A 9,551-nucleotide genomic window follows, 5' to 3' on the forward strand; every position below is an offset into this window, starting at 1 on the left:
TATTGGTTTATTCTTTTTGTCTTTTTCACTATAGTATTCAAATTTAACTGTCTGGATCCCTATGATAAGGTAGCAAATTTCCAGCTTGACAGTGAGGAACTGGCAGTTGGGTCTTATGCGGCTTCATACTATCAATTGGATAAAAAATGGTTTGGTCTGGGAAGGCTGAACAGCAAGGACGTTAAGAGCACAACAGAAAAAGGCAATAGAGATTGGAACACAAGTGAAAAAATATACAGGCAGAAAGATGCAGATAAAAATCATCTGTCTTTTGGCCCCTATGGAAGCCAATTGGGTTGGCAGGGGCAGTTTTATTCCTTGATTAGCAAGCACATTTACTTCAAAAATATCAAATCCATTTTTCAGTACATGAACTGCTTGCTGCTGTCAGCAACGATACTAGGAATCGTTTATTTATTGATTTCGAAATACGGGAAAAAACTGGCCGCCATTTGGGGAATTGTATTTATCCTATCGCCATGGATCGTTAATTTTGCCAAAAATCTGTATTGGGTAGAATTTACCTGGTTCCTGCCTATGCTGGTGGGCCTTGCTGCAGTTTCGCCCCAAATACATATAAAGCATAAAAATATGGTTTTGGCTTTACTGGCATTCTTAACTATTGGAATAAAAGCTTCTTGTGGTTATGAATATATTTCCACCGTTATGGCAGGCATGGTTTTATTTCCTGCAACCGATATGATTTATTATGCGGCTTCTGGGGATAAGAACAAGGCGAAAGAACTCCTGAAAATCATTCTTTCACTGGCACTGGGAGGACTTGCCGGATTCTTTGCTGTCATGTGCATTCATGCTTATTACAGGGGGAATGGAAATATAATCTCCGGACTCATCAATATCTATCATCGGGACATTCTGAGGCGGACCGTATTGGGAAGCCAAAATAATTTCAATAGTACGAATCCATCTACGATGAGATCGATTAATGCTTCCGTTTTCAGCGTAATACTTACGTATTTCAAGTTTTATACAAATGCTTTCAAGACGGATATCATACTGGGAATCCGGGGCGGTTATTTCATATTGATGACGTTGCTGGCTTTTGGTTTTGCCTGGTTCCGTCACAAAGGAGAACCTATCTTCAGCTATTTGAAAGATAAGGAAATTGTTCTCCTGGTATTGTCTATGATGGCTACGTTATCCTGGATCGTTTTAGCGAAGTCTCATTCCTATATTCATATTCATATGAATTTTGTCCTTTGGTATTTTGGCTATGTGCAGATGTGTATGTATCTCATTGTGGTAGAGACTTTAAGATATCTGAAATTGTATTTAAATAGAAATTAATAGTGTAATCAAATCAAAAAGGACTGAGTAAAATGTTCGCACATTTTACTCAGTCCTTTTTGTGACTTGTTCTTCTCACTTCCGGAAATTCATCCGGAGCTCCCGGGGAATGGTTTCAGGGATCCCGGGTGAATCGTCTTTTGGGATATTTCCACCTTATGAAGATTTGGATATCAACGGCCCATACCTGTGGGGCCCATCTGTGGCCGGCAGGTTTTGCCTTTCCCTTTGCGGAGAGTTCAGGCTATCCTCCGTACCGTCCAACTCTCACATAAACGGATTCCCATCAAATGGATTCATCCCATCCGGTCCTTCCCCTGGGGTTCCGAAGTTTGAGGGAAAGGGGGAGGGGCCGTTGGCGGGGAAATTTCTTTTGTCCTGGTTCCCCGGGGAGGCTGGCTTTGGTTTTCCTCCTTTCTTTCCTTCCCATTCCCAGCTGCCCAGGGGGCAGGCGATGAAGTTCGTATTCACTTCGGTGATGTATTTCCTGATTCCTTCGGGGGTGTCCCAGGTTCTGTTGGTGTACCGTCCCAGGACGAATACCCGGCTTCCTTTTTTGAGATAATTTCCTGCGGCTTCGGCGGTCTGGCCCCAGGCGACGACGGTAATAAAGTCGGTGAGGGTTTTTGTTTCGCCGCCCAGGGTGGTATAGGAGCGGTCTACGGCGACGGAGAAGCGGGCCATCATTTTTCCTGTGTTGGTGGCTTTGATGACGGGGTCTTTGGTGAGGTTTCCCACGATTTCTACCTGATTCATGATGACCTCCTCAGACGGCTTCCCAGGTTTCTTTGCTGCTCATGATCCGGGGGAGGGCTGCCCTGGCATAGATGTCGCAGCGATTGATGAAATCATCTCCCATGAATCCGCGGTCGGAAACGGTGTATTTGAAATTTTTCTTTCCGAAAAGGTCGGCGACCGCACGCCAGAGGTCGATATTTTTCACGGTGCTGCCTTTGGTGGTTTTCCATCCGTTTTCATTCCAGCGGCGGAACCAGCGGTAACGGACTCCGGATTTCACATAGTCTTCGTCGGTGTCGATGAAGACTGTCTTTGCACCGCCTACTTTTTCAATCACGTTCAGCGCTTCTCTAAGTCCCATGAGGTACATTCTGTTCATGGTGGTCCGGACCTGGCCTCCGGAGATGGCTGCGACGCAGGCGCCTTTTTCGTTCAGGATCACTGCGGTATAGGCTCCGGTGTGTTCTCCGTTTTCGTCTACGATGCTGTGGATGCAGATGGTCGGTCTTTCAGGCATTTTTTCGGAGTAAGCCTTGTCCAGCATTTTTACATGGGGTGCCACCGGCGGGACTTTATTCTTCCTGCCGCGGGAGCCGTTTCCTTTCGCTCCGGAGAAGGTTTTCTCTGCGGATACGGGAGTTCTGTTTCCAGAATTTCTTCCAAAGCTTTCATTGACCATTCCTTTGCCAAAGGAACCATTTCTGTTCATTTCATTTCTTTCCATGATAGTCTCCTTCCGGGTTTCCCCGATGACTGGAAAGAGAAAAGCCGCTTTGCATATGCAGTCCAACTGTCCTTATGCCTCAGCTCCGGGGATGTCCCCTTCCTCTCACAGTCCAGGCCCTTGCGGGCTTTCGTCATTACTTAAACCTATATCTTCTACAGTTCAACCGCCGTGCAAAACGGCTTTTATCCCGGGGCGCCTCCTTTTCTCGCCCTTTCACTCTATATAATCGGAAGGACTTTTCATTTATGGGGATATTTTTGGAAATATTTTTCAAAATTTTCCGAATTTTTTTCACTGGGACACTTTTGGTCCCAGTCTGCTATAATAGAAATAAAGATTTCCCATGAAAGAAAGGCGGGATACCTATGAATGAGAAAAGGGAAAAGGACGATCTGAAGACGGAACATATGATGTACCTCTGGGATATTCTCTCCCGGGGCGGCGTGCTGACAAAGGCGGAAGTGGCGGAAAAATTCAATATCCATATCCGCACGGTGAGCCGGTATTTCGAAGATATCAGGCGCCATCTGGACCGGAAGAATACGGAAACCGGTCTTCGGCAGCAGCTCATTTATGACAGGAACCGGAAAGTCTATCGCATAGAGAATCTGGAAAATTCCATGATTTCTCCCGGGGAACTCCTGGGAATCTGCAAAATCCTCATCGCCAGCCGGGCCCTCAGCAAAAAGAAACTGACTTCTCTCATGAGCCGTCTTCTGCAGACCGCAGTCTGCCAGAGCGGTCAGGAAGATGTGAAGACTTATATGAAACATGAGCTTTTCGATTACAGAGATCCCTGCCACGCGGAACCGGATGTGGAATCCATGTGGCATATGATCGGTGCCATCAATAAACATCATGTGATCCGTTTCCGCTACAAAGGAATCCATGATGTGAGGGGGAAAATCAAAGAAGTCCAGCCTGAGGGCATGGTCTTTTCGGAATATTATTTCTACCTTCTCGGCACACCCACGGAAAGCGGTGCAAAGGGGAAGGAGGAGACCCGGGTATACCGGGTGGACCGGATGCATCATATCGAAGATACGGGAGAAACTTTCGATGTGGCCTACAGCAGCCGTCTCCGGGAAGGGGTTTTCAAAAACAGTATCCAGTACATGTATCCCGGCGAATTGCAGCAGGTGCGGTTTATTTACAGCGGACCTTCCCTGGAAGCCGTCCTGGACCGCCTTCCTACAGCAGAAGCCAGGCAGCAGAAAGACGGGACCTGGCTTGTTACGGATATGATTCAGGGAGACGGCATCGTCATGTGGTTCCTTTCCCAGGGAAGCATGGTGGAAGTCCTCTATCCCGAAAGCCTCAGGAAGAAATGGCTGGCCGAGGCGGAGAAGATTGTGGAAATGGGGAAGTGCGGCAGGGCAGGAAAAGCCTGACTGCTATTCCGTAAAACGACGGATTTGGGATTTCGGATTGGGGACTGCGGGAAGGATATGGACCCTTCGGGAAACCAATCTTATGAAGCGGCCTTTCGGCCGCGGGCCATTGGCCCTGTTACAGATTCTGGGACAGCAGGAGAAATTTCTTATGATTTGAAATTGTCAAGGCTGACCAAGTGGGTGAATTTTCTTCATACAACAGGCGGGCTTCCATTTCTGATGCCCGCCACCACCCCGAAATCCGCAATCCGATTTCGCAATGAGGCTTCGCACATTTGTGACCCTGACAGTCACTTGTCACTTAAAGAGGTGAGCCCTATGAATCATAAAGAATGGGCCGATGCGGTGCTGGGGATTTCTCTCCTCACTGCCCTGGCGTCGGCGCCTTTTCGGGAAATCCTTCCGGTGGACGGACTTTTTCATCTGTCCTTTGCTGCTGCCGTGGGAGGCATGGCAGACTGGTTCGGGGTGACTTCCCTTTTCAGAAAACCCCTGGGTATTTCAAAGCGCACCGATCTCATTGCAGGGAAACGGGATGAAATCGTCCTTCTCGCCAAAGATATGGTGAAAGAAGTCCTGGGACCTTCTGCCTTCCGCCGCCTTCTGACGCAGCATGAACCGGCTGCCGTTATCCGGAGCTGGCTTTTTTACCATCGTCCCGGCGTGGAAAAACTTCTCCGGGCCGGAGCCCTCCTGGCCGTGGAATCGGTGGACCGGAAATGGCTTTCTTCCCTTTTTGAAGAATGGGCGGGAAAAGGGGCCCTCACCATGGACTGGGCCGGCATCATCGCCCATGTGATGAAATCTTACGCCGCCTATCCGGGAAAGCGGGAAATCTCCCTTTCCCTTGCCGCGGAAATTCAGGTATTTCTGGAAGATGAACTGACGAAAGAGGAAATAGGGAAAATTTATCTCGACGCCTGGAGCCGGTACCGGGATGAAAAGATGCTGGGTGGTCTGGCCCGTTGGGTCATGGAAAGCAAAGATGAATTCGTGATTTCCCTCATTCAGAAGAAAATCCGGGAAACCGCATCGTCCATCGGCAATCCGGAAAGCCCTCTCTCCCGGAGAATCGGGGAAGAATATGACGCCTGGCAGCAGAAACTGGAAAGCGATGAAGAACTGAGAAAGAAAGTGAATGATTTCATCGGAAATCATGTGACCCGCTTCCTTTCCTCCGGCGGCGCGGGGTGGCTGGAAAAGCTGTGGGACAAAAACAGGGAAACCCTGGCAGACCAGCTGGCAAAGTCGGCGCTTGCCATGGTGGACAAAGGCCTTCGGAATGACCATTTCCGAAGGGATTTCGATGCCTTCATCATTCATCATGTCCTGTCCCACATGGACTTCATTCATGAAGAAATGGACAAAGCCGTGGAAATGAAACTGAAAGAATATGACGGACGAAAACTTTCAGAACTGGCAGAAAAAGGAGTCTCCGAAGATGTGGCCGTCATCCGGCTGAACGGTTCCTTCTTTGGCGCCATCCTGGGCCTCCTTTTCTTCCTCTTGTCCCTCACAGGAGGCATACTATGAGAAAACGATATCAGACGGCCAATGGTATTTTTCTGATTTCCTTCCTCCTCTTTGCGGTTTTCCTTGTCCTTTATTACTTCACGCCCCTGGGACAGGAACGATGGGTGGCAGTCCTTTATTTCCTGACCCAGTCCTGTTTCATCGGCTGCTGCGCGGACTGGGTGGCAGTGGAAGCCCTTTTCCGGAGACGTCTTTCCCTTCCGTATCGTCCCCTGGTGCCGAAAAACAGGGAACAGATCATCAGGAGTCTGGGGGACGTGAATCACAGCCTGCTTCCGAGAGAAAAAATCATCGGCGCCATCCGGCAGTTTTCGGTGTCCGGGCTTTTTTTCAAAGCCTGGCCGGAGGGAAGCGAAAAAAGGAAGGCTCTGGAAAAAGAAATCGCCTGGAGCACTGCCGGCTTTCTCCTTCTGTTTCTGAAGAAACAGGAAAAAGAAATGCCCCTTCTGGCGGAGAAGGGACTCTACTCCCTGGGCGGGAAATTTGGGAATTTCGTGAAGGGGAAAGTGGAATCCCTGGCCGTCCGCACCCTGTGGATGGACAAGCTTCTTGCTGCGCTGGAAGAAAAACTCTCGGAAAAGGAAACGGAGAGGACTCTCTCCGCCTTCCTCAGAAACTCAGGAGAAAAAGAAGCAGAAAAACTGAATTTTATCGAGCGTTTTACCTATAAAGCCATGACTCTGGGCGGGGCTGTCATTGATTATGATGTCATGGCATCTTCTCTCATCGGCGCTTTCCGGGCGGAAATCCATACCTGGCGGGACCCGGAAAATCCCTTCCGGGAGCTCCTTGCGGACCGGTGGGAAGACATGATGAAAGCTTTCCTCGAATCTTCTCCGGCAGAGACCGGGATTCATGATTTCTGCCTCTCCCTTTTGAAGGAAATCCCGATTCGGGAAAAATCCGAAGAAGCTCTTGCCCTTTTCCGTAAAAACTGGGTGGAAGATGGAAATCTGGAAAGAAAACTGGTGCCTGAAATGGAAAAGGCCATTTCCCGGACCTTTGAAAAACTGGAAGGTGAAAAAGGGCTGCGGGATGAACTGGACGAAAGCGCGAAAGGCCTCCTTTCGGACATTGTTACCTATGAACACGGATTCCTGGCTGAAATCATCTGCAGAGAACTTTCCGGAAAGAGCGAAAGAGACCTCAATGAATTTATAGAATCCAGGGTCCATCAGGAACTGGAAGGCATCCGGATCAACGGGGCTATCGTAGGCCTCGCTGCCGGGGGAGTGCTGTACCTGTTTATTAGTTTTATATATGTTCCTTTGATAAAAACTTTGATATAGCCTTTAGCTATCAGCCGTTAGCAGTTAGCCGTTAAAAGTCAGCCATTTGCGGTGAAGGTGCGGCAGCGGTCAAAGGGAGGAATCTTTATTTCTACCATTAAAAAAGAACCCGTTTTCAGCACGAAAACGGGCCTTTTTTGATGCTAAAAAACTAACGGCTGATGGCTTTCCCACTATCAATACCTGTGGCCGAAGGCCGCCACCTTAACGAAGAACGAACAACGAATCACGAAGAACGAAAAGCACTATGTGAGACCGGCCGTGAACCGCTGATTTTCACTCACTTGATCTCATTCAGTCTCTTTGCGAGAACTTCAGCTGACGGATCGTCACCGGTGGGCGTCAGGATGGCCTGATTTCCAAGATAGACAGTACCGCCCGAAGCAGTGGCATTGTTTTTATTCTGGCCATGGTCATAGGCAGCGGCCAGATTTCCAAGGACGAAATATTTCCTTTCCGCGCCGCTCATAGAAGAAGTGGCAGAAGGAGCAATGAAATCCTTTCCGTTCACCTGGACCATATCGGTTCCCTTTTTGATGGACGCATGTTTTCCCGAGAGAGCCACCAGCTTCTTTGTATAATTGTCCCGGCGTTCTTCATGGCCCGGGTGGTCATTGGGTGAGAAAATTTCGCCCAGCAGGTTATTTTTGAATTCCCCCTCTTTTTCGAACACCCGCTGCCAGAGAGCCGCTCCGGCGCCGGGATTGTAACCTGCCTGGTAGCAGTAATCAAAGGAAAGATTATCCGCTTCCCATTCATTTTTCTTCGTAATCTGGACATTATTGATCTGGCCCACCATGGCACTCATGGCCATATTGGCGAGCTGTCCCCCGCCCAGAGCACCGGCTGCAATCTGGGCGCCGATGATGGTATTTAATTTCTTCCTTGTTCCTTTGACTACATGATCCTTCATGCCGTGTCCCATTTCATGGCCCAGCACGAAAGCCACCTCGTCAATATTGTCGGAAATGCTGAAAAGCCCGATATTCACAGTCATGCAGTGACCGAGGCCGCAGGCCGCGTTGAAAGAGGTATCGGCATTCAGGAAATAAAGAAATGGCTTGTCATTGATGGAGGGGTCCGATGCCGCAATGCCATTGGAGAGATTTGTCATGATTTCATCCAGCATGGAATTGTAGTAAGCATCATAGGATACACCCTGTTCTTCCTTCATTTTGGCGAAATACTGCTGCCGCCCTTCTTCCGTGTTATTGACATAATCCATCTGCTGGTCAATCTGTTTGTAAGCGGAAGCGCCGCCAATGACAGCGCCGATAATGGAACCCCAGTCCGCAGAAGCTTCTACCGGAATTGGCATGGCCATGGGAAGGCCGAGAGAAAGGCCAAGCAGAGAAGCAGTCAAAGCGAGTTTTATTTTTCTGGTCATCATAAACCTCCTTGCTCGAATCTATATCTATTTTACTCCATCCCTTATAATAAAAGAAATAGGAAAGGAGAAACTTATGATCATCAATACAGGACAGCGCACCGATATCCCTGCTTTTTACAGCCGCTGGTTTCTGAACCGTCTGAAAGCAGGCTTCGTCCTGGTGCGGAATCCATTCAATCCCATCCAGGTCACCCGCTATGCACTGGATCCGTCCAAAGTGGATGCCCTCTGCTTCTGCACGAAAAATCCGGCGCCCCTCCTGCCCTTTATAGAAAAAATCCCTTTCCGCCAGGTCTGGCATGTCACCATCACCCCTTATGGAAAGGAAATAGAACCTCATGTCCCGCCCAAAGAAGAAGTGATTGCCTCTTTTCGCGGCCTTTCAGGAAAAGTTGGAAATAAGGCCCTCACCTGGAGGTACGATCCCATATTTCTATCTGAAAAATATGATTTCGACTTCCATCTGCAGGCTTTCGACCATATGGCCTCTGAAATGAAAGGGAATACGGAAACGGTCATTATCAGCTTCATTGATTTATACAGCAAAATTCACCGGAACTTTCCTGAAGTGACCCGGGTTTCCCATACGGATCAGTACAGGCTCGCCGCTGCCTTTGTTTCCATCGCGAAAAAATACGGTATGGAAGTCGTCTCCTGCCACGAAGACCCCGGCCTTGAAAGAGTGGGGATCCATGTGGATGGCTGCTTTACGAAAGAACGAATCGAAAAAGCCATCGGCGAAAAACTGAAAGTACCGGCCGGTGCAAATATGGAAGCCAGGGAAGGCTGTTCCTGTCTTCTGGGCCACGATATAGGCGCCTACAATTCCTGCCGGCATCTATGCCGGTACTGCTATGCAAACTATGATAAGAATCTGGTCCTGTCCAGCTGGCAGCACCATGACGATGATTCGCCCTTCCTCATAGGAAACAGCCTCCCCGGAGATATCCTAACCGAGGCCAGGGAAGAAAGCTGGATCGAAAGAGAAGTGAGCCTCTTTTAGGAATTTTTATCAGATAACAAAAAAGCCGCCCATCACATGGTGATGAGCGGCTTTTGAGCACGAAAACAAGTCCTCCTGTAAATGAAGGACTGGAGGATAGAGCCGGGTTCCCAGAATTCCGGGACATACTGATCAATCGGCAGCAGAAATCGTAATGAGCGTATGCTTC

Annotated in this window: 8 protein-coding genes; 5 read left to right on the forward strand and 3 right to left on the reverse strand. The window is 48.8% G+C overall.

The window, feature by feature from the left end:
- The first annotated feature begins 135 nt into the window (after positions 1–135).
- Positions 136–1,308: a hypothetical protein gene (locus VZT47_RS03335; RefSeq protein WP_330223556.1), complete on the forward strand. Its 1,173-nt coding sequence runs from the start codon at positions 136–138 to the stop codon at positions 1,306–1,308.
- A 267-nt stretch (positions 1,309–1,575) separates the two neighbouring features.
- On the opposite strand, the gene VZT47_RS03340 is transcribed toward VZT47_RS03335, so the two are convergent.
- Positions 1,576–2,064: a single-stranded DNA-binding protein gene (locus VZT47_RS03340; protein ID WP_330223557.1), complete on the reverse strand. Its 489-nt coding sequence runs from the start codon at positions 2,062–2,064 to the stop codon at positions 1,576–1,578.
- 10 nt (positions 2,065–2,074) lie between these two features.
- Positions 2,075–2,770, reverse strand: a complete 696-nt coding sequence (locus VZT47_RS03345) for an RNase H family protein (protein WP_330223558.1) — start codon at positions 2,768–2,770, stop codon at positions 2,075–2,077.
- A 368-nt stretch (positions 2,771–3,138) separates the two neighbouring features.
- Here VZT47_RS03345 and VZT47_RS03350 point away from each other — a divergent pair, with 368 nt between their 5' ends.
- The 3 genes from VZT47_RS03350 (at position 3,139) to VZT47_RS03360 (ending at position 6,989) form a co-directional block, all read left to right on the forward strand.
- Positions 3,139–4,164 (forward strand): helix-turn-helix transcriptional regulator, encoded by a 1,026-nt coding sequence (locus VZT47_RS03350; protein ID WP_330223559.1) that lies wholly within the window; start codon positions 3,139–3,141, stop codon positions 4,162–4,164.
- Between the two features lie 321 nt (positions 4,165–4,485).
- Positions 4,486–5,700, forward strand: a complete 1,215-nt coding sequence (locus VZT47_RS03355; RefSeq protein WP_330223560.1) for a DUF445 family protein — start codon at positions 4,486–4,488, stop codon at positions 5,698–5,700.
- Positions 5,697–6,989, forward strand: coding sequence for a DUF445 family protein (locus VZT47_RS03360; RefSeq protein ID WP_330223561.1), 1,293 nt, complete (start codon positions 5,697–5,699; stop codon positions 6,987–6,989). Before VZT47_RS03355 ends, VZT47_RS03360 begins: the two co-directional genes overlap by 4 nt.
- 280 nt (positions 6,990–7,269) lie before the next feature.
- On the opposite strand, the gene VZT47_RS03365 is transcribed toward VZT47_RS03360, so the two are convergent.
- Entirely contained in the window at positions 7,270–8,379 is a 1,110-nt protein-coding gene (locus VZT47_RS03365; protein ID WP_330223562.1) for a M48 family metallopeptidase, read from the reverse strand.
- Between the two features lie 73 nt (positions 8,380–8,452).
- Between VZT47_RS03365 and VZT47_RS03370 the strand changes: the two genes are divergently transcribed.
- A complete protein-coding gene (locus VZT47_RS03370) occupies positions 8,453–9,382 on the forward strand; it encodes a DUF1848 domain-containing protein (RefSeq protein WP_330223563.1) in 930 nt (309 codons plus the stop codon).
- Positions 9,383–9,551: the final 169 nt, after the last annotated feature.

This window comes from Dialister sp. (assembly GCF_036343215.1).
In the GTDB taxonomy this organism is placed as follows: Bacteria; Bacillota; Negativicutes; order Veillonellales; family Dialisteraceae; genus Dialister.